The organism is Sediminibacterium salmoneum NBRC 103935 (assembly GCF_000511175.1).
Lineage (GTDB): Bacteria > Bacteroidota > Bacteroidia > Chitinophagales > Chitinophagaceae > Sediminibacterium > Sediminibacterium salmoneum.
Map to the genome: position 1 here is coordinate 2,501,929 of NZ_KI866530.1, position 21,476 is coordinate 2,523,404.

The window sequence follows — 21,476 nt, forward strand, 5'->3', positions numbered from 1 at the left end:
TCATTCAATCAGAAAACATCTTCTATCATTCTGTGATAATCGTATTGAAGGTCTTCATGAAGGGTGCTCAATGCTTTATTTATCTTTTTATGTTGCTGTTGGTAAAGATTATTCAAGGCAGTACTCTTCATAAAAGGTATGCCCGACTGTTTTAAAGACTGGCAGAAATGAAGCAGAATAGCCACTTCGGCCTGTTTTGACCCTGTGTAGCGAATATATTTATTGGCCATTCTCAGAACCTTCCTGATTGATTTTTTAGCAAAGTATAAATTCTGACCCGGATCAATCTGATCCATTTCCGAACTGATTTCCTGCTGAACTTCCCTGATATACAGTTCTTCATCATTGGCTTCAAAAAGTAAATAAGTAAGCAACTCTTTATTTTCTTTTTTAAATTTTGCAAGGCGTAAACAGAGTTCTGCCAATTCCTTTGCTGTATTCCCCATTAAAGCCTGTTTGATTTCATGTACAGTTGCTGCTTTCATACAAAATTTGCGTACTTTGGTTATCACAAAAAAACGATGATTATGCCAGTGAACCGCCGTAAATTTTTACAACAGGGATCTTTAGCTGCTTTGGCTACAATTACACTGCCCGCCTGGGCTTCTGCCGCTGCTAAAAAGAAGTTTATTACAGGAGTACAATTGTATTCGGTAAGAGAAGATATGCGTAAGGATCCGCTGGGTACTTTAAAGGCGGTTGCTGAAATGGGATATAAAAATGTGGAGCATGCCAATTATGTAAACAGAAAATTCTATGGCTACAGCGCATCGGAATTTAAAAAAGTATTGAATGATTTAGGCATGAAAATGCCTTCTGGTCATACTGTTATGGGAGCAAGTCATTGGGATGCTTCTAAAAAAGACTTTACCGATAGCTGGAAGTACACCATTGAAGATGCAGCTGTTGTGGGCCAGGAATTGGTGATTAGTCCCTCACTGGAATCAGGGCTACGAAAATCAAAAGAAGATCTACTGCGCTTTATGGAAGTATTTAATAAGTGTGGAGAGCTTTGTAAAAAATCAGGAATGCGATTCGGCTATCACAATCATGATTTTGAGTTTACACAAATGATGGGAGAGGAAACCATGTACGAAGTAATGTTGAATAACACGGATCCTTCCATGGTTACACAGCAGTTCGACATGGGCAACTTATATGGAACTGGGGCTGATGCGCTTGCCATTGTGAAGAAATATCCCGGACGATTTGTTTCTATGCATGTAAAGGATGAAATAAAAAGAGTGAATGGAAATGGATATGAAAGTACCATTCTGGGTAAGGGTGTTCAGAAAGTAAAAGAAATTATAGACGAGGGGTTAAAGAATGGAGGAACCATTCACTTTATTGTAGAGCAGGAAGCTTATCAGGGTGTGCCTCCGATAGATTGCATCAGAGAAGATTTTAAGGTGATGAAGCAATGGGGCTATAAATAAGCTAATCTGTATAAGATAGTTAATGAAAGTGTTTTCTATAATAAGCCTTGCTTATTGATAAATGTATTTTAGTGTATGAAAAAGATTGCATTGTTTCTGAGTTTGTTAACCGGATTTGCCGCCAGCGCACAATGGCCTGCAGCAGCTGACATAAAAAAGTGGGAAGCTCAGGCTAAACAGGTATCCATTGTTCGTGATAAATATGGTGTTCCGCATGTGTATGGAAAAACCGATGCAGATGCTGTTTTTGGATTAATGTATACGCAGTGCGAGGAAAATTTTGAGCGCATTGAACGAAATTATCTTGAAATGCTGGGCAGAAGAGCCGAAATGGAAGGAGAGAAAGTAATTTATAACGACCTGCTGATGCGTTTAATTGCAGACAGCAATGATGCAAAAAAGGATTATCTCCAAAGTCCGCTCTGGTTAAAAAAATTATTGAATGCCCATGCAGATGCCATTAATTATTTTTTATACAAACACCCGGAAGTTAGACCAGTGGTATTGCAAAAATTTGAACCCTGGTTCCATCTGATGTACACTGATGGCAGTGTTTCTGCTACCAGTACCGGCGGTGCTTCCATTGATGAAATAAAACAATTTTATGAAAATGGTCCGGAAACAAGTGCACTTGCTTTTAATAATATTAAAGAAATAGAAGAAAGAGGATCCAACGGATTTGCCATTGCCCCAAAGCGTTCTGCAACCGGGAATGCCATGTTGTATATTAATCCGCATGTTCCCTTTTATTTCAGATCAGAAGCGCAGATGGTTAGTGAAGAAGGATTAAATGCGTATGGTGCTGCTACCTGGGGACAGTTCTTTATTTACCAGGGCTTCAATGAAAACCTGGGCTGGATGCATACTTCGGGATATACGGATGTGGCTGATTTGTACGAAGAAAAAATAAGCAAGACCCCTAAAGGCTGGATGTATGAGTTCGACAAAAAGTTATTGCCGGTAAAGTCTAAACCTATCACTATTTATTATACTGTTAACGGAGAAAGACTTGCAAAAACTTTTACTGCCTATTTTACACATCACGGACCCATAGTTGCAAAACGTAAAGATAAATGGCTGGCCTTAAAAGAGTATAACCGTTCTTTAAAAGCATTGATTCAAAGCTGGAAAACAACCAAGGCAGAAAACCTGGAAGAATATACAGAAGCAATGCGTGGTTTATCTAATACCACCAACAATACCGTTTATGCAGATAACAAAGGCAATATTGCTTACTGGCATGGAAATTTTGTACCCAAAAGAAATCCCGGATACGATTATACTTTACCTGTAGATGGTTCTACCTCCGCCACAGAGTGGCAGGGAGTACATCCGCTGGAAGAAACTGTTCATCTGATTAATCCTTCAAGTGGATGGATGCAAAATTGCAATGCAACACCATTTACCCTTGCCGGTGAAAGTAGCCCTAATAAGAACAACTATCCTTATTATATGGCACCGGATGGACAGAATGCCCGTGGTCTGAACGCCATGCGATTGTTGAGTAATAAAGACAGTATTACACTGGATGGCTTAATTGAAATAGGATACAATCGCTATCTGGCAGCTTTTGACATTCTGCTGCCTCCTTTATTTAGGGCTTTTGATGCAACTCCGAATTCCGATTCTTTAAAAATGACTGTTAAACCGGTAATTGATCTTTTAAAAGCATGGAACAAGGAAACAGATACCAGTTCAGTTGCTACCACTATTGCAATTGACTGGGCTACCAAAATAAATGCTTTATGGCCAAGGGCAAAAACACAGGAAGAGAGTACAGAATGGGTTGGCAGATTCAATGCCATTGCCAATGGTATAAACGGGAAAATAATGATGGAACAACTCAGGGATGTGATGAATGAGTTAACCGGTAAATATGGACGCTGGCAGGTTCGATGGGGGGCCATTAACCGTTACCAAAGACTTACAGGTAAGTTCTCCGAAGTGTATGATGATAATAAACCCAGCTTGTCGGTTCCTTTAAGCTCTTCCCGTTGGGGATCTTTACCTGCCTTTGAAAGCAGGTCTATGTACAGTTCCAAAGGACGGTACGGATTTTCCGGAAACAGTTTTATTGCTGCTGTTGAGTTTGGAGAGAAAGTGAAAGCAAAAACCATTGTAACAGGCGGGCATAGTAATAATCCTTTATCACCTCATTTTAAGGATCAGGCAGAGGGATTTGTTTACGGAAAGTTTAAAGACGTATTCTTTTATAAGGAAGACGTAATGAAAAATAAAGAAAAGGAATACCATCCAGGGGAATAACCTACTGGATGGTATAACTCATACCGCCGTCTTTTTCATCTTTTATTTGAACACCAAGTTGTGCCAGCTCATTTCTGATTTTATCAGAAGTAACAAAGTCTTTTCTTTGTTTGGCTTCTTTGCGGATGTTGATTAATAATTGCAGCACACCATCCAGCTTATCATTGTTATCGGCTTTGCTGGTTTGCAATCCAAAAATATCAATGATAAATGCCTGCATTTGTTTCTTTAATAAATGAATGGTGCTAACACTTAAAGCATTTTCTGCAATATGCTTGTCCTTAATGGAATTAATCACAGGCACCAGTTCAAACATATTGGCAATCACTTTGGCTGTATTGATATCGTCGTTCATGAATTCGTTGAATTCATTTACCAGTTTAATCACTTTCTCATCAAGCGCTTTGTCTGCTGCATTTTCGCTTGTATTGCCATTAAAACCCGTTAACCATTCGTAAGCATCCATCAGTCTTCTGAGTGCTTTTTCACTGGCCTGTAATGCCTCATTGCTAAAATCGAGTGTACTTCTGTATTGGGACTGAAGAATGAAAAAGCGAACGGTTGAAGGCGCATATGCCTGTTCCAGAATGGGATGCGTACCACTAAAAAGTTCGCTGAGCTTGATTACATTGTTGTAACTCTTACCCATTTTCTTTCCATTAATGGTAATCATATTGTTGTGCATCCAGTATCTGGCAGGCATCTGGTGATTGCAAACCGTACTTTGTGCAATTTCACATTCATGATGCGGAAACTGAAGGTCCATACCTCCGCCGTGTATATCAAATTCCTTTCCGAGATATTTGGTGCTCATGGCAGAACATTCAATATGCCAGCCGGGGAATCCTTCTCCCCATGGGCTTTGCCAACGCATGATATGCTCAGGCGGAGCATTTTTCCATAGAGCAAAATCAGATTTATTTCTTTTTTCATCCTGGTTGTCCAGCTCTCTGGTGCTTTCGATTTGCTCATCTAGCACCCTGCCACTTAAAATTCCATAAGGCTGACCTTTAGCAGAAAAGTCGGAATTGTATTTTTCTACGTCAAAATAAACGGAACCATTGGCCACATAGGCATAACCGTCTTCAATGATTTTTTTAATCATTTCAATTTGCTCTACAATATGTCCAGTTGCGGTTGGCTCAATGCTGGGAGGCAGGTTATTGAACTGATTCATAGCCCAATGGTACATGTTGGTGTATTTCTGCACCAGTTCCATCGGCTCCAGTTTTTCTAATACGGCTTTGCTGCTGATTTTATCTTCGGCTGCTCTTCCCTCTTCCTCAAAATGTCCGGCATCCGTAATATTCCTTACATATCTTACTTTATAACCCAGAAATAACAGGTATCTGTAAAGTACATCAAAGGTAATAAAGGGTCTTGCATGACCTAAATGGCTTTCTCCACTTACGGTTGGTCCACAAACATACATCCCCACATAGGGCGGGTTGATGGGCTGGAAACTTTCTTTTTTGCGGGTAAGTGAGTTGTATAATTTTAGCGACATGATGCCGCAAAGTTATTTTATTTTCTTAAACGAATATCAGCCACCAGCATGATATGATCGCTAAGTGCTTCGTCTACCATATCAAATTGCTTCACCTCAAATTGCTGGTCGGGTAAAATGTAGTCGATGCGTAAAGTGGGTGCTATAGAAATAAAGCTTCTTCCCAGTCCAAAACTTCTTTCTAAAAAAGCATCTTTTTTGTTGCCTCTGATAGAAAAGTAGGTATAAGAGTTAGGTACATCATTAAAATCTCCGGTAATAATACTCGGATAGGGGCTTCTTTCCATTGCAATATTGACCAATGTGGTTTGCTCTCCTCTTTTTTTATAGGCAGCTTTCATTTTTCGCATTAAACGTAAAGTGGCACTGAAAGAAGACTCATCCGGCTCTTTTATTTTTTCTATATCAGCGTAATCGTTCTTTTTAAACTTAAAAGATTGTAAATGGGTATTGAATATTCTTATGGTATCACTACCCTTTAATAAATCTGCGTATATAAGACTTTCTTCTGACGGAAAGGCTATTCTGCCAGTATCTATCATGGGGTACTTGGAAAAAATAATACAGCCGGACAGGTATTCCCCATTGTTTCTTTCATAGTCTTTTGAGAAATAATAGTAAGGGTGGGTTCTGCTGAAAAGCTGAATATTGTTTTCGGTTGTGGCGGTATTGAATTCCTGCAGGCATATAATGTCAGGATAAGTCTTCAGAATACTGGCAGCCACTTCTTCCCGGACCATTTTTTTTGCGAGCACATTTTTAGACAGACCATTAAAACTCTGGATGTTCCAGTTAACAATTCTAAAATGATTTTCTACTTTTCTTTTGGTAAAAATGGCATTACCAGTCCAGGCAAAAACCACTGCAATTTGTTGCCAGCCAATCAGAAGTGCAATAATAGGTAGTAAGGACCAGATGGGTCGGGTAATTAACCAAAACAGTGCAGATAATATTAATAATAGAATTAAATAGGGAGTACACAATGCCAATACACCGTGAAGCCAGAAATCATTGGGATTTATATATGGTGAGAGGGAGGCAATTAAGAAGAGTAATACAACTATGGCATTGCCGATAATAAATATTTTTTTTGTTGTTCTTCTAAACCAACCCTTAGCCATAGAATAAAATTACAAAAACATTTAATTGTTCAGACTAATATCTGCTACCAGCGGATAATGATCGGAAAGCTCAAGGGATGGACTGAAAAACTGATCTGTTCTGAGGTTTTTTGATGTTAGAATAACATCTATTCTCAGTAATGATTTTGCACTTCTGTAAGTTCCTTTTAACCCTGCCCCTGCTTCTAAAAACGCATCCTTGGTTTCTTTCCTTAGTTGCTGATAAACATAACTGGATGGTACTGCATTCAGGTCGGCACAAAATATATAGGGAAGCCGGGTTTCTTTAAACATCTGTTTTACCATTGCTGCCTGTTTAGCATGAACTCGATCAAAATATTCCAACCTTTCAGGTATATTGGTATTAAATAGTATGGCAGTATCTTCTTTTACATATTTTAAATTGCCCAGTATGGAAGGGCTCAATTTATTATAATGCAGGAACATCGACCTGAAATGTGAGGTAAAAATCCGGATGGTTTGCTCCTGAAAACGGATATCGGCAAATGCAAGACTCTCGGGGTGAATTTTTAAAGGATACTTTTTACTCCCACTATTGATGATTGGATGCTTTGAAAATATTATTGTTCCATAATCAATTCCATCCATTGTAAAAATAAAATGCCTGTAACCCAGTGAGTCGCTGATGAATCGGGTAACATCTCTTTCTGCGTAACCGGGAGAAATAATATAATCCTGGAAGCAGAGCACATCTGCGTCCGATTTTTTAATAAAGTTGAGCATTAACTCCTGTTCGTGTACCCAGGCGTTGCTCCCTGGTTTACTGAAAAGAAATTCGTTTACATTCCAGGACAGTACTCTGAGTGAGTTTTTATTTTTTGATGAGTCAAAAACTGCGTTAATTCTTAAAGGGTAAGTGTAACTAAGATTAATAGACCCGGGCAACAATAATAATAGTATCCACCATTTTCCACGGTAAAAAAACCAATGGCCAGCAGGCACCATATCAGCGCTATAATAAACAGAAAGGGAAATCCAATAGCCAGAAATGTAATTCCCCTGTAAATTTCCGGGTGTAAAAATCCGCTGAAACAACTAACAATAAACAGGGGTAAAATCAGAATACCACTAATATTGAAAATTTTTTTACTTGTTCTGTGTACTTTGGAACTGGATTGCATTATAAGTCTTGATCGCTGGCCCGGTTAAGGAATTCTTTTTCCTCTTCCGTTAAAAACGCATATCCGTGTTGGTTTATTTTATCTAAGATATCGTCCAGCTTCTGCTGGGTAACATTGGCAATTTTTTCGTAGGGTTTTCTATTCACTCTGTAAAAGTGCTTTTCGTGTTGCTTTACCTGATTGCTTTTTTTCTCCGGATTAAACAGATTGTCCAGCCAGTCTACCAACGCAATCATCCAGCTGCTCCAGTCTCTACCTTTTTGCAACTGCTTCACAAAAAAGAAACCCATGGCCCCCCCCGATAAATGCGCAGCACCAATACCTGCATTGCCTCCTGATAAAGTGGCAAAATCAATCGCCACAAAAACAACCGTAAGTACCCATAGCGGAATGCCCCCATTAATCATGGGGAACAAACGATAATCGGGCGCCAGTGTGGTGGTAGCAACAGCCACAGCCATTACAGCCGCGCCTCCGCCCATCATGGCCGGCGTGATGAGAATATTTCTTTCGAGAACAGGGAATAAGTTGTTGGATAAAAGAAACACCAGGGCTCCTACAAACCCGCCATAGAGATAAATAGGCAATAGTTTGCTGTTGCCTGCCAGGTCTTGTAAAATGTATCCGAAAGCCCAAAGCCAGAGTAAAGTACTGATCAATTGCCAGATGCTCAAATGCGTGAACATGGTAGTGAACAGGGTCCAGGGACGGGAAAAGAAAATATCAGGTACCGGCGATAGGGTAAACCAGTCCAGAATTTGCTTATTGAAAAATTCCAATGGGATATCCGATAAAAAGTAGATAATCCTAATAAAATTAATCAGTAAAAACACAAGGGAATTTACCGCGAACAGAAATACAAGCGCATTATTGTCCTGACCTAATAATATGTTTCTGGTACTTTTCTGTGATAAGAGTGACATATTAATAGAACGTTTTTTTACGGGTTTTGTTCCAGGTTATAACAATTAATAATCCTACAATCGCACCACCAATATGGGCCCATCTGGCAACATTGTCGCCGGCTGAGTTTTTCAGCGCAAAGAAGAATTCGTAGGAAAAATACAAAAGACCAATCCACTTTGCCTTGATTGGGAACAGGAAATATATATAAATATAGGTATTGGGAAACAGGTATATAAAAGCTGCCAGAATACCAAATACAGCTCCGCTGGCACCTAAAGTGGCTGTGTTGATATTCTTTTCGTAGAAATTGGTCAAAGCCTCAAACATCTGGGCACTGGCCATGGCATTGTCGGGGTTGTATCTTAAACCATTGATGATTTGACTGTGATTTTCGAATCGTACATCGTAGCGCTCAATAAAACGAATCATGGCATTGTTTAAAGAAGCCCCTCCGTCTTCGTGCAGATTGAACAATACCTGATAATCTTTCATCAACGGCACAAACTCATAGCTTAAAAAAAGCAAATGAATAAAAGCCGCTCCCAATCCGCAGATCAGATAAAAAGTAAGAAAGCGCTTTGATCCCCAAAGATTCTCTAAAACTGATCCAAACATCCAGAGAGCAAACATGTTTCCCAGAATATGACCAAAGTCGCCATGTAAAAACATATGGGTTACCAGCTGCCAGGGTTGAAACAGATTACTTTGCCATCCATGAAGGGCAAAAATATCTTCCATGTTCAGAAAACCTGCAGGGCCGGAAAGTACATTCTGGGCAAGAAAAAAAAGCCCATTAATGATGAGTAAATTTTTAACAATCGTCGGTAATATTTCAAATCTACTGGGTCGGAACTCTGTCATAATATTTACTTCAGTTTGAGCTGTACAACATTTTCTATATGCAGGGTATGCGGGAACATGTCTACGGGTTGTATTCTGGTTACTTCGTATTTCTCGCTTAACAATGCCAGATCTCTTGCCTGTGTTGCGGGATTACAACTGACGTACACCACAGTTGGGGCTGCAATTTCAAGCAGTTTTTTTACCAGCTTTTCATGCATGCCTGCTCTGGGCGGGTCTGTTATTACTACATCGGCCCTGCCATGTTCTGCAAAAAAAGCGTCATCGCAAATATCAATCACATCCCCGGCAAAGAAGCGGGCATGATCCACTCCGTTCAAAGCCGCATTTTCTTTTGCATCTTCTATGGCATCAGCTACCATTTCTACACCCACCAGTTTCTTTGCCAGTTTGCTTACAAACAAGCCAATACTCCCTGTTCCGCAATATAAATCATAAACAAGCTGGCTTCCATCCAGTTCAGCAAATTCTCTTGTTACGGCATATAATTTTTCAGCTTGTCTGGTATTAGTTTGGAAAAAGGACTTGGGACTTATTTTAAACTGCAAATCCTCCAATTTTTCTATGATAAAACCCTTGCCATGGTAAACAATGGGTTCCTGGTCGTGCAAACTGTCGTTTCTTTTACCATTGATGGTATATAGTAAAGTGGTGATTTCCGGAAACTGAGCCAGCAGCTGATCTAGCAAGGCAATCCGGTGCTCCTTGTCTTCATAGGCAATCACCATATTTACCATTAATTCCCCTGTAGTGCTGTTTCTGATCAGGAGATTTCTAATCCAGCCCTGATGTGTTTTTATATTATAAAAAGGCAGCTTGTTTTCTAAAATATAAGCTGCTACCGCCTTTCTGATATGGTTGGTGGGCTCTTTTTGCAAATGACAGGTATCAATTTCCACCACTTTATCAAAAAAACCACGCACATGAAATCCGGCGGCTCCTGGTTCCAGGTCAAAATCTACACCTGCTGCCTTCATCTGGCGGAACTCTTCTGTTGGTATATACTTTCGGGTGGCAAAAGTGTATTCCATTTTGTTCCGGTATTCCCTTGTGACGTCAGCTCCTATGATTGGGGCAATTTCGGGTAAGGGAATTTTGGCAATCCTGGTGAGATTATCGGTAACCTGTTTTTGTTTATAAAACAACTGCTTTTCGTAAGGAAGCATTTGCCACTGACAACCTCCGCATACGCCAAAATGTTTGCAAAATGGCTGAACCCTGTCTGTTGAATAGCTATGAAAATGAACCGTATATCCTTCGGCCCAGTCTGCCTTGCTTTTTGTCAACTGAATATCTACCAGATCTCCGGGAACGGCCCCCTCTATAAAAATGACTTTTCCTTCTACTCTGGCAAGCGATTTTCCCTCGGCTGCATAATCTTCTACCAATACTTTTTCAAGTATGACTGTTTTTCGTTGTTTTCTCACTTTGTAAAGGTAGGTTGCGTTTTCTATTTAGCCCCCTAAATTGCGTATTTTTAGCTTTAAATAGTGAGTATGCGTCGTATAATGATGATTGTGTTAATGAATGGATTGATTGTGGGAAAAGCCATTGAGTCTTTTGCACAGAAAAAAACCGTAAATCCGCCTGTTAAAACCCAGGCTAAAACGCTGGCAAAACAATCTGGTACATCTACGGCAAAGCAAGCGGAAAAATCTACGGCCGCTAATGCAGGCAGGGAAATCTCCATCACCCTTACCCCTCTTAAAAACACTAAAATTTATCTGGGTAGTTATTTTGGGAAAGGCATGACCCTGGTTGATTCTGCCTTTTTAGACATAAACAGCAAGGGTGTTTTCAAGGGGGATAAAAAACTAACCCAGGGCATCTATTTTGTGGTTTCACCTAATTATACCATTCAGTTTGAGTTTTTAATGGATAGCAAGCAAAGGTTTGAAATAAAGGGGGATACAGCCGCCAAGGAATCAGCAAAAATCATTGGATCTCCCGACAATGACCTCTTTAAACAATATGCCCAATTTTCCAATGAAAAAGGGCGACAGGCACAGCAAATAAGAACAGCGCTGCTTTCTGCCAGTCCGGAAGAAGCTCCAAAAATGAGGGCTTCTCTGGCAGAAGTAGAAAAAGAAATTAAGCAGTATCAGCAGAATATACACCTGAAACATCCTAATTCATTATTGTCAACCTTGTTTTACATCATGAAAAGGCCGGAACTGCCACCGGTTCCTATGGTTAAAGGAAAGCCGGATTCTGCTTATCCCTACCAATTTGTTAAACAGCATTTCTGGGATGATGTACTTTTTAATGAAGACCTTTTACTGAGAACTCCTTTTTTTGAATCCAAACTAGATGACTACTTTAAATATTATGTATCTCCCGAGCCTGATTCCATTATTCAGGAAGTAAAACAAATGCTATTCATGGCCAAAACAGGCAAAGAGATTTATCCATACCTGTTAACCAAGTTCACTAACAAATACATTAATCCGGAATTCATGGGTCAGGATAAGGTTTTTGTGTATTTGTTTGAAAATTTCTATGCCAAAGGCGATACAGCTTTGTTAAATCCGGCATCCAGAAAAACCATTACGGAAAGAGCTTATAGTTTGATGGCCAATCAGTTGGGGCAACAGGCTCCTGTGCTTAACCTTACAGATAGTACTGGCAAAAGAAAGCCATTATACGACCTGAAAGCCCCTTTTACATTGGTTGCTTTCTGGGATCCCAATTGTGGCCATTGCAAGGAAGAAATACCCCGATTCGATTCATTGTATAAAGCGAAGTGGAAGGCAAATGGGGTGGCCATCTATTCTGTGAATATTTATGAAAATGAAAATCTGGCATGGAAAAAATTCATTGCAGAGAAAAATTTATCTGCAGACTGGACCCATGTTTATCAAACAAAAGAAGACAGACAGACCGAAGAAAAGGCTGGAATGCCCGGCTACAGGCAATTGTATGATATTTTCAAGACGCCCACTTTCTATTTACTCGATGAAAATAAACGTATTCTGGCAAAGCAACTTACGCTGGAACAGTTTGATGCTTTGATGGATGCTAAAAAACGCTGATTTCTTTTCATAGGATGATTGCTATTTGATATGGGTTTCATAGATGTTGTAGTCATTTTACAACATGGACCATATATACGAAGAAATCAAAAACAGACATCATCAGAAGTTCAGATTATCAGCCGCTGTAATCAGTTCTATTGTGTTCACTTATCTGGTTACTGTGTTTCTTTTGCTTACAAACAGCATAGTGGAAAATGCTTCTTCAACCAATAAAAGCCTTGTTGGCACTCAGTTTACTGCAAAAAGTAACCTGAAGGAATCAACAACCAGACCCTAAACATAGTCTTTTTATCCCCCGAATACAAGCGGAGCTATTGAAAAATATTTTCCGCTTTTTTTATGACCTATCTCATAGTTTTTCAATTCTACCCTTTGTAAATTTATAAGTTATGGGTATCCCTAGTTTAAGGGAAAATACGGCATCCTTATTTGGTTACTTTTGTATAAGTTTTTAGTACAGATTCCTAATAATTATAAGAATTGTAAAAACAAGCATGTATTTAATCGGTATCATAGAAGATGATGTTCAGTTAAGAAAAACAATGGAGAACTATATCTCGCTTCAGCAGGATATGTCTTTGGTTTTTTCCTGTAACCGAATTGAAAAGTGGATCAGTATTCGTCAGGATGCAGGTATAGTTCCAGACTGTGTTCTTTTGGATATAGGATTACCCGGAATTTCCGGATTAGATGCTATTTCAATTATAAGCAGCTATTATCCGGGGGTAAAAATTTTGGTAATCAGTGGTATGGAAGATCCTTTGATAGCCTGGCAGGCAATGATGAACGGAGCCAATGGGTTTTTATTAAAGCCTTTCAGATTGGCAGAAATGCAAAAGCAGATAGAGATATTGAAATCCGGAGGAACAGTGCTGGATCCGGAAACAATGACCGGATTAATTCAAACTGCAAGAACCCGATTTAACTCAAATGGCAGTACAGATCGTTTTCATGAATTTGGATTAACTCAAAGAGAAATTCAGGTTGCAGAACTATTGGTTGCAGGGTCAAGTTACAAGGAGATTTCCACTATTTTAAATGTGTCCTACACAACTGTTAACGAACACATCAAGAATATCTATAAAAAAGTAAAAGTAAATTCTAAAATGGCATTCATAAACAGAGTGTCTGGTAAAAATTAATTCCCCCCAATAAAATAATGACAGCAGGCTCCTTATATACTTTACTGATTGCGGATGATGATGATATCAATCGGGTGATTTTAAAGCATATGTTAAAAACACTTGAAATGGAAGTGATTGGTGTATCTGATGGAACAGATGCCATGCAGTATTTAAACGAGAATCCTAATAAAAAAGTAATCATCCTTTTAGACTTGAATATGCCCAATATGGATGGCAGTGAAGTGATTTCATTGATTAACCAGGATAGTCAGCTTCGGGAAAGAGTCAGAATTATAGTTATTACAGCCAACCTGTTATCGATATATATGAAAGAAGGTATTGGAAGTAAAGTTTTGGATTGTTTTGAAAAACCAGTGAGAAAGGAAGTGTTGATTGATGCCATCAATTTGGGCATATCACAACTTAATTAATCATAATGAATCTGAAAAAAGAAGAACTGTCTTTTATCTTTAGTAACCTGCCGAATGCAGTGTTATTTGAGTCTTCAGATCATATTATACAATATGTAAATCAACCGTTTTGTACGCTTTTTGGTATTGATGCGCCGAGTGATGTTTTAATTGGTGCCAATTGCAAAGACAGTGCGGTTGAATCGGCAGATTATTTTCTGGAACCATCTCTTTTCCTTTCCAGAATTGAATCTATTTATGCCAATGGCGAAACCGTATTGAACGAAGAAATACAATTCAAAAGCGGCGAGACCTTATTAAGGGATTATATTCCGTACATTATTGAGGGTAAAATAATCGGGCATTTATGGTTGTATAAAAAGCCAACTCAGGAATCCAATGTGCTAAGTGTTGCTAATTCTCAGAAGCACTTTTACGAAGACCTGATGAACAATATTCCTGCAGATATTGCCATATTTGATCCTTCGCACCGGTATCTTTTTGTAAATAAGCTGGCTATTGGAAATCCTGAAATGCGCAAATGGATTATTGGAAAAGATGATTTTGATTATTGTAAGCGGTCGAATAAAAGTACAGATGATGCGGTTACCAGAAGAACGCTGTTTCAGAAATGTATAGAAACAAAATCTACAGTAGAATTTGAAGAACAAAATATAGACGGGTCTGGTAAAATCATTTACAATCTTCGCCGATTCTCTCCCGTAATTGGTTTACAAGGCAAAGTTGAATATGTTATTGGGTACGGGATAAATGTATCTAGTATAAAAGAAAGCGAACAGAAACTGCAAGAGCTTTTTAATGAATTAAAGTCAATGTTTAACAATATTGACCAGCTGGTGATTACACTGGATATGAATGGCGCTGTCAACTTTGTAAATTCTCAGTGGCTGAATGTTACAGGATTAGATCAGGACATGTTGGGCGAAAGCAGTCTCTTCCAGTTAATTGAATCCGGACTTGAGAATTTCCGAAAAACACTGTTTACGGTTTTTAGTGGCTATCAGTTGCCACCAGGAACCGAAAAGCAGATTGTAATAACAGACAAGAATGGTCAGTTAAGAACCATGCGCTACTACATGACCCGCTTTAATCATGTAAAAGAAAGGGGGCAAATTGTGGCCGTTTTCTTTACTGATATTACCGATCAGTTAAAAGCACAGAAAGATTTGCTGGAAACCGCTATGCGGGAAAGAAGTCTGAGTGAAATGAAAACCAATTTCATGTCAATGGTTTCTCATGAGTTAAGAACCCCTCTGTCTGTAATACTTTCCAGCGCGGAAATTTTGGAGATGGTGTATAGTAAGCTAACTCCGGATATGATTGAAAAAGGACTTGTTTATATAAATAGGATTGTTGGACAAGTGGATAAGATGACTCAGTTGATGAACGATTTTCTGTTTATCAGTAAAATTGAATCTGGGCGTATCAAGCCACAGCTGGAGTTACTCGACATCCAGGCAATGCTGAATGAAATTAAAGAGGAATCTTATAGTCCCTGGACAGATGGCCGGACGCTTCAATTTATTTTGAAAGGAGAGCCTCGACTGGTAAAATTTGATAAAACCATGCTTCGGCATATTCTTTCGAATCTTTTAAGCAATGCCTTTAAGTATTCCTCAGAGTCTACCATCAATCCAGCAATTAGAGTAAGCTTCACTAAACAGCACTGGTTTGTAACAGTGGTGGATGCTGGTATTGGAATAGAAGAAGAAGACCTTGTGCGATTGGGAGAGCCTTTTGTGAGGGGGTCCAATGTAGGTGAAATTGAAGGTACAGGACTGGGTTTAATGACTATTAAATTCTTTGTAGATCATCACAATGGCTTTTTACGTGTAAGAAGTAAAAAGAATAAAGGGACAATGGTTAGTATCCGGTTCCCATTTGATAGCAATAAAATTTTAAAATAATGAGCAAGCGAATTTTAGTTGTTGAGGATGAACGTGATATCAGAGACTCTTTAAAAACAATTTTAGAGCTGAATGATTTTATTGTTGATACCGCAGAAAATGGGCAAATTGGTTTGGAAAAAGCAGAGACGCAAAAGCCTGATTTGATATTGTGCGATGTGATGATGCCGGTCCTGGATGGATTTGGGTTACTAGAGCAACTGCGTAAAAATGGCATAGAGACTCCATTAATATTTTTAACAGCCAAGGCGCAATACAATGATTTGCGCACTGGTATGAATTTAGGAGCTGATGATTATATTTTCAAGCCATTCAAAAGTGCAGAATTGCTTCAGTCTATAGAAAGAAGACTTGAGCGGAAAGATCAGCTGGAACAACATTTGAAAAAGTTGATTAATAGTCTTGAGCAAACCATAATTCTAATGGTAGGGCATGAATTCAAGACGCCCATGCATGGGATTCTTTCTTTTACCAATTTAATTAAGCAGAAGGCAAGTGAACTGGCCAATAATGAAATAGAAGACTTCTGTAATTATCTGGAAAGTTCCAGCAACAGGCTTCAGCAAACCTTTAGCAAGATTAAAACCTATTATGATCTTAAAATATCCGGCATTGCACCAGTAAGCGACAGAAGAAATGTTGAACTAACCAAACTGGTTAAAAACATTTGCCTGCAGGTAGCTAAAGAATATAACAGAGAAGCTGATTTGGTTTTTACTGAAATGGATGACAGGGAAGTAGTGCTTAGCGCAGAATTGTTTTCAATTGCCTTATATGAATTGGTAGACAATGCATTTAAATTTTCTGAAAATGGTAAGAAAGTAGTGGTGGGTGCAAGGTTCAGATCAAATGGAATCAATATTGAAATACTAGATGAGGGTAATACTTGTAAGGCAGCCGAATTAAGGGCTCATTCAGGGATCATTGGACAGGTGAAAAGGAAGAAAATTGAACAACAGGGATTGGGAATTGGATTGGCTTTGTCTTTACTAATCATCCATAGCCAAAACGGCCAGCTCATTTTTGAAGATCTTCAGCCAAACGGTATTAAAACAGAAATTTTATTGAACTTATAATATAGATTTTATGAACGAAAGAAAAAAAGTCTTAATAGTTGAGGATACTAAAATGCTTCGTATGTCACTTGAAGTGATATTGCAGGAGACGTATGATGTAGCAGGTGCAGCTGACGGCAATGAAGCGCTTGAAATATTGAGAGAGTTTACACCTGATATCATTTTGCTGGACCTTATGTTGCCCTACCCCCTTGACGGCTATTCGCTTCTGAGATTATTAAAAAGCAATCCCTCTACCAATATGATTCCTGTTATTATTATTTCAGGAATGTCAGGAGAAGATAAAATTATTCAGGGATTAGAGTTGGGTGCGAATGATTTTTTAGTTAAGCCTATAAAATCAAAAGAGTTACTACTTAAAATCAGAAATCTTACTGGAATTCTTCAGGTAAATGAAGAAAAAGTAAAACAGAAAAGATTGCTGGCCACCAAAAACTTTACCAATTCTGATTCGAAAGACTTCTTTGAAGATTCCTTTGAAGCAATTGTTGAGAAGCTTAGCGAAGACGATTTAAACACCATTCCTTCCATTGCCAAAAGAATGTCTGTTAGTGTATCTACACTTGAAAGAATGATTAAGGCAAAATACAATATGACCCCCAAGCAGTATATTACCGAAATAAAATTAATGAAGGCAGAAGTATTGTTGCGTCAGGGGAATACGAGTGTAAAACAGGTTTCTTTTCAATCAGGCTTTAATTCAGTTGCTTATTTCTGTCATTGCTTTAAAAAGAAATATGGCAAGCCGCCTAAAGCTTATTCTTCTTCTATATCAAATTAAGCATTACTGAATCAAGGGTAAGGTTAACCGGACTTCGGTGCCTTGCCCCAGCTGGCTGGTTAAGGAGATCTTTCCATTGTGCAATTCCATGAATTGCTTTGCAACGGATAGACCCAGACCAGAACCCTGGTATGTTACTGTGTTGGATGCTCTGTAAAATGAATGAAACACTTTCTCAATTTCATCTGCCGGAATTCCAATACCAAAATCTTTAACATTCATAACAGCCATATTGTCTTCATAGCTAATGGTAAGTTCCGGATTTCTGCTTCCTTTTGAATATTTAAATGCATTGGAAATAATATTGGTAATCACATGCATGAAAAGCAATTCGTCTGCTGCCACTCTATGCTCAAGATCCGGCTCATTTAAAATAATGTTTCTGCCATCAGTTTCATTTTGAAAGTAGGTCTTAATAATTGAGCGGATAAATTGTGTAATATTAATCGGGTGTAAGTTGTAAGCAAGTTGTTGAGCGTCGTATCTGCCTACCAATAGAATATTATCCATCAGCTGTGTCATACGTTCAATCTGATCTTTAATCATTCCGGCAGAATCCTTAATGCGATCAGATAAATCTATATTCAATTTCCTGGCTGCCATTTCAATTACTTCAATGTTCGAGAAAATAACAGTAAGCGGAGTTCTGAATTGATGAGAAGTCAAGCTTACAAAACCTGCTTTTAATTCTGCCAATTCTTTTTCTTTCTCCAGTGCAATTTTCTTATCATGAATATCAATGATACTACCTGCAATAAAATAATCTTTAACAGAAGCTGCCTTGTTTTCTCTCAATGATAGTTCTACCCATCTCCAGCCTTTCTTTTTGTGTTTCAGTTTGGCTTCAATGGTAGACTTGCCTGATTCTGTTCTTTTTAGTTCATCAATCTGTTCAAGAATTAAAGGAATTTCTGATTCTTCAAAAAACAATGTAATTGGCTGCATCATGCAGTCATTTATAGAATAGCCTGAGATTTCATCCCAGTATTGATTCATGAAGGTAATCTGATTATAACTGTTTAATCTGAATACGGCTTCTCCCAAATTATTGATCAGCTTATCAAATTCGTTCTTTTGTTCTTGCAATATTTCCTGTTGCTTTTTAAGAGTTGTAACGTCTACATGAGTTCCCACCATGTAAATAGGCTTTCCTGTTTCATCTCTTTTGGCTATTCCGAAACCGTTAATCCAAACATAATGCCCTGCTTTGTGCTTCAGCCTATGTTCGTTTTGATAGGTTTGTACATTATTTGTAAAGTAATCTGATAAACTCCTTTCTACTTGCTCAATATCCTCTGGATGTACTCTGGTTTTCCAGTTTTCATAAGTGTGATCAAATTCAAAAGGTTCATAACCAATCATTTTCATGAAAGTTTCTGAGTAGTTGAGTTTGTTGTTGGAAATATCCCATTCCCACATCCCTTGTTGAGATGCTTTGATGGTTAGCTCAAATCTTTCGAGTAATTTATTTTGTGCTGTTTCAGCTTTCTCTCTGGAAAGCCGGATTCCAATATTTCTAGCAACCGTATACAGTGATTGTACAACTTCAGGTTCCCACTTGTCTTTTGTAGTACAGTTGTCATAGCCAATCCAACCCCAATAATCTCCGTCACAAAATATGGGTGTAAATAAATAGGTAAGGATACCCTGAGATTCCATTATTTCCCGAAAAATCTGATTGGTCGATTCTTCAACCAATCCATACATGAATTTATCCTGTGCAAGGGTTTCATACATATGAGGGAAAAAATCGTAGGAAAGATCACTTAACTCCGGATTGCCAAATTGGGGTTCTATGCCCACCCTACACCATTCATGTGTATAATATAATCGTAATTCATTGCCGACTTTTTTATTCGTGAAAACATAAACCCGATCAACCTGTGTTGCAGTTCCTAATACTGCAATAACATCGTTGATGGCTTTGTTTATATTTCCTTCGGATAATAAAACACTGTTGGCTTTGGAAATGCTATTTAATAGGTGGAGCATTTAAGAAATATTGATACTTGTCAAAATTATCAATATTTAAGCGCCTTGATTATCAATTAATCGCTAATGATGTATCAATTAATCGGATTAATGAGTTTTTAATGAACAGCATTCACCACGTTCCAGATAACTTTTGGTTTTCCTAAAGTGTAGTAGTGTAAAACAGGTACCCCAAATGCTTTCAGTTCCTTGCTTTGCTGAATCAGCCATTCGGTTCCAACCTGCTCACAGTCTGCATCAGTTTTGCATTTGGAAATGGCATTGGATAAATCAGTTGGAATGTCTACATGAAAAATTCTGGGTAGAACAGAGAGTTGTTTTTTATTGGTGATGGGTTTTAATCCCGGGATAATGGGAACGTTTATGCCCATGTCTCTGCAGGCTTTTACGTAGTCAAAATATTTCTGGTTGTCGAAAAACATTTGAGTCATTATATAATCGGCACCCGCATCTACTTTTTCTTTCAGTCTTTGTAAATCAATTTCCAGATTGGGAGCTTCAAAATGTTTTTCGGGATAACCTGCTGTTCCAATACAGAAATTGGTTTTTCCTCCATTCTGGATATCATCATCCAGATAAATTCCACTGTTCAGGTTTACAACCTGCTTCTGTAAGTCAATCGCGTATTTGTGTCCGTCGGGTTCTGGTTCAAAGCTGGCTTCGTTTTTAGCGGCGTCTCCTCTTAAAACGAGTACGTTATCAATACCGAGGAAGTTCAGATCAATCAGCGCATCTTCACTTTCTCTTTTGTTAAATCCACCACAAATAAAATGGGGTACGGTATCGATGGAATAGTGGTTCATGATTGCGGCGCAAATGCCTACTGTACCTGGTCTTTTGCGCACTTCCACTTTTTCGAAAGTTCCGTCTGTTTTTTTCTTGAAAGCCGTTTCACTTCTGTGATAGGTAACATTGATCCAGCTGGGTTTGAATTCCATTAATGGATTCAGATGATCAAAAACATGTTGAATGGTCTTTCCCTTTAACGGGGGCAATACTTCAAAAGAAATTAATGTATCCTTGGCCTGCTGTATATGTTCGGTAACTTTCATGTTGCAATATACAAACGACATATTACATTTGTATAAAGCGTTAGCCTGTGAACCTGACTATTCAAACCAACAACCTACAAAAGAGCTATAAAGGACGGACTGTTGTAAACAATGTTTCGGTCCGTGTGCAACAAGGGGAGATTGTTGGCTTGTTGGGTCCGAACGGGGCTGGAAAAACCACCAGCTTTTATATGGTAGTAGGATTGATTAAACCCGATGAGGGAACGGTTTTATTGAATGATCAGGATATTACTAAGCTTCCCATGTACAAAAGAGCACAAATGGGTATTGGGTATTTACCTCAGGAAGCCAGTGTTTTCAGAAAACTCACCGTGGAAGACAATATCATGGCGGTGCTGGAAATGACCAAGCTTACCCGGGCGGAAAGACAACACAAAATGGAATCCCTTCTGGATGAATTTAACCTGCATCATGTTAGAAAAAACAATGGGGATAGTTTAAGTGGTGGCGAGAGAAGAAGAACAGAAATTGCCCGTGCCCTTGCTGTGAATCCCAAGTTCATTTTACTCGACGAGCCCTTTGCAGGGGTGGATCCCATTGCAGTGGAAGACATTCAATCTGTAGTGGCTAAGTTGAAATACAAGAATATCGGCATCTTAATAACCGATCACAATGTAAATGAAACCCTGTCTATTTGCGACAGAGCCTATTTGCTGATTGAAGGTAAGATTTTTAAACACGGAACTGCCGAAGAACTGGCAGAAGATGAGCAGGTTAGAAGATTGTACCTGGGCACAAATTTCGAGTTGAAACGAAAAGACTGGATTATTGATATGGCCAAGGAAAATCAGTCTCAAAACCTTGATTGATATTGATTTT

Annotated in this window: 19 protein-coding genes; 10 read left to right on the forward strand and 9 right to left on the reverse strand. The window is 38.6% G+C overall.

Annotated features, from left to right (window positions below; all coding sequences use genetic code 11):
• Nucleotides 1-8: 8 nt before the first annotated feature.
• The gene (locus tag P767_RS0111615; RefSeq protein ID WP_026764635.1) at nt 9-485 is read right to left on the reverse strand and encodes a hypothetical protein; all 477 of its coding nucleotides are present in this window, start codon (nt 483-485) and stop codon (nt 9-11) included.
• Nucleotides 486-527: 42 nt separating this feature from the next.
• On the opposite strand from P767_RS0111615, the gene P767_RS0111620 reads away from it, so the two are divergent.
• Together P767_RS0111620 and P767_RS0111625 are read left to right on the forward strand one after the other, a co-directional pair.
• Nucleotides 528-1,436, forward strand: a complete 909-nt coding sequence (locus P767_RS0111620; RefSeq protein WP_026764636.1) for a sugar phosphate isomerase/epimerase family protein — start codon at nt 528-530, stop codon at nt 1,434-1,436.
• A 75-nt stretch (nt 1,437-1,511) separates the two neighbouring features.
• Nucleotides 1,512-3,701 carry a penicillin acylase family protein gene (locus tag P767_RS0111625; RefSeq protein ID WP_026764637.1) on the forward strand — a complete coding sequence of 730 codons (2,190 nt, stop codon included), beginning with the start codon at nt 1,512-1,514 and terminating at the stop codon, nt 3,699-3,701.
• A 1-nt stretch (nt 3,702) separates the two neighbouring features.
• On the opposite strand, the gene cysS is transcribed toward P767_RS0111625, so the two are convergent.
• The 6 genes from cysS to rlmD form a co-directional block, all read right to left on the reverse strand.
• The gene (gene cysS / locus P767_RS0111630; RefSeq protein WP_026764638.1) at nt 3,703-5,208 is read right to left on the reverse strand and encodes a cysteine--tRNA ligase; all 1,506 of its coding nucleotides are present in this window, start codon (nt 5,206-5,208) and stop codon (nt 3,703-3,705) included.
• A gap of 17 nt (nt 5,209-5,225) precedes the next feature.
• On the reverse strand, nt 5,226-6,329 hold the full coding sequence (locus P767_RS0111635; RefSeq protein ID WP_026764639.1) for an endonuclease/exonuclease/phosphatase family protein: 1,104 nt from the start codon (nt 6,327-6,329) through the stop codon (nt 5,226-5,228).
• 21 nt (nt 6,330-6,350) lie between these two features.
• On the reverse strand, nt 6,351-7,295 hold the full coding sequence (locus P767_RS0111640; RefSeq protein ID WP_157611505.1) for an endonuclease/exonuclease/phosphatase family protein: 945 nt from the start codon (nt 7,293-7,295) through the stop codon (nt 6,351-6,353).
• Nucleotides 7,296-7,470: 175 nt separating this feature from the next.
• Nucleotides 7,471-8,394, reverse strand: coding sequence for a rhomboid family intramembrane serine protease (locus P767_RS0111645; protein ID WP_051417330.1), 924 nt, complete (start codon nt 8,392-8,394; stop codon nt 7,471-7,473).
• A gap of 1 nt (nt 8,395) precedes the next feature.
• A complete protein-coding gene (locus P767_RS0111650) occupies nt 8,396-9,238 on the reverse strand; it encodes a rhomboid family intramembrane serine protease (protein WP_026764642.1) in 843 nt (280 codons plus the stop codon).
• A 5-nt stretch (nt 9,239-9,243) separates the two neighbouring features.
• Nucleotides 9,244-10,665 carry a 23S rRNA (uracil(1939)-C(5))-methyltransferase RlmD gene (gene rlmD, locus P767_RS0111655; protein WP_026764643.1) on the reverse strand — a complete coding sequence of 474 codons (1,422 nt, stop codon included), beginning with the start codon at nt 10,663-10,665 and terminating at the stop codon, nt 9,244-9,246.
• A gap of 69 nt (nt 10,666-10,734) precedes the next feature.
• Between rlmD and P767_RS0111660 the strand changes: the two genes are divergently transcribed.
• The 7 genes from P767_RS0111660 (at nt 10,735) to P767_RS0111690 (ending at nt 17,592) form a co-directional block, all read left to right on the forward strand.
• Nucleotides 10,735-12,270 (forward strand): TlpA family protein disulfide reductase, encoded by a 1,536-nt coding sequence (locus tag P767_RS0111660; protein WP_084799931.1) that lies wholly within the window; start codon nt 10,735-10,737, stop codon nt 12,268-12,270.
• A gap of 64 nt (nt 12,271-12,334) precedes the next feature.
• A complete protein-coding gene (locus P767_RS0111665; RefSeq protein WP_026764645.1) occupies nt 12,335-12,550 on the forward strand; it encodes a hypothetical protein in 216 nt (71 codons plus the stop codon).
• A 217-nt stretch (nt 12,551-12,767) separates the two neighbouring features.
• Nucleotides 12,768-13,415: a response regulator transcription factor gene (locus P767_RS0111670; protein WP_026764646.1), complete on the forward strand. Its 648-nt coding sequence runs from the start codon at nt 12,768-12,770 to the stop codon at nt 13,413-13,415.
• 17 nt (nt 13,416-13,432) lie between these two features.
• Nucleotides 13,433-13,828, forward strand: coding sequence for a response regulator (locus P767_RS0111675; protein ID WP_026764647.1), 396 nt, complete (start codon nt 13,433-13,435; stop codon nt 13,826-13,828).
• A 5-nt stretch (nt 13,829-13,833) separates the two neighbouring features.
• Nucleotides 13,834-15,735, forward strand: coding sequence for a sensor histidine kinase (locus tag P767_RS17735; RefSeq protein WP_026764648.1), 1,902 nt, complete (start codon nt 13,834-13,836; stop codon nt 15,733-15,735).
• Nucleotides 15,735-16,811, forward strand: a complete 1,077-nt coding sequence (locus tag P767_RS0111685; protein ID WP_026764649.1) for a hybrid sensor histidine kinase/response regulator — start codon at nt 15,735-15,737, stop codon at nt 16,809-16,811. The genes P767_RS17735 and P767_RS0111685 overlap by 1 nt, the downstream gene beginning before the upstream one ends.
• Before the next feature lie 10 nt (nt 16,812-16,821).
• Nucleotides 16,822-17,592 carry a response regulator gene (locus tag P767_RS0111690; protein ID WP_026764650.1) on the forward strand — a complete coding sequence of 257 codons (771 nt, stop codon included), beginning with the start codon at nt 16,822-16,824 and terminating at the stop codon, nt 17,590-17,592.
• Between the two features lie 3 nt (nt 17,593-17,595).
• Here P767_RS0111690 and P767_RS0111695 read toward each other — a convergent pair whose 3' ends face one another.
• The gene (locus P767_RS0111695; RefSeq protein WP_026764651.1) at nt 17,596-19,584 is read right to left on the reverse strand and encodes a sensor histidine kinase; all 1,989 of its coding nucleotides are present in this window, start codon (nt 19,582-19,584) and stop codon (nt 17,596-17,598) included.
• Between the two features lie 98 nt (nt 19,585-19,682).
• A complete protein-coding gene (locus tag P767_RS0111700) occupies nt 19,683-20,636 on the reverse strand; it encodes a methylenetetrahydrofolate reductase (RefSeq protein WP_026764652.1) in 954 nt (317 codons plus the stop codon).
• Nucleotides 20,637-20,683: 47 nt separating this feature from the next.
• Between P767_RS0111700 and lptB the strand changes: the two genes are divergently transcribed.
• Nucleotides 20,684-21,466: an LPS export ABC transporter ATP-binding protein gene (gene lptB, locus P767_RS0111705; protein WP_026764653.1), complete on the forward strand. Its 783-nt coding sequence runs from the start codon at nt 20,684-20,686 to the stop codon at nt 21,464-21,466.
• Nucleotides 21,467-21,476: the final 10 nt, after the last annotated feature.